1 protein-coding gene is annotated in these 235 nt (G+C 41.3%); it reads left to right on the top strand.

Annotated elements, in window-relative coordinates; all coding sequences use genetic code 11:
• Positions 1-235 (top strand): type IV conjugative transfer system pilin TraA (locus tag IAE50_RS25835; RefSeq protein ID WP_200581709.1); only part of this gene is annotated, 235 nt, incomplete at both ends.

The raw sequence follows: 235 nt of genomic DNA, 5'->3' as shown, positions 1-235 counted from the left end.
TTTATTTCGCAAAGCCCGTGAAAATATTCAGATGAGAAAGTATTTAAAAAATGGAGGATTAATTCTTCTTTCTCTTCTGGCCTGCAATTACGCATTTGCAGGTAGTACTGATTTACTGGCCTCACAGAATTCCACCGTTTCCAGTACGTTCGGTCACGGGTCATCGCTTGAGAGATACTTCTATTACGCGGAAATCTTTATCGCTTTATTCCTGTACATTAAAGCCCGCTCCCCA

The organism is Kosakonia sp. S42 (assembly GCF_016624785.1).
Taxonomy (GTDB): domain Bacteria; phylum Pseudomonadota; class Gammaproteobacteria; order Enterobacterales; family Enterobacteriaceae; genus Kosakonia; species Kosakonia cowanii.
This window is presented reverse-complemented; position numbering and strand designations above follow the sequence as displayed.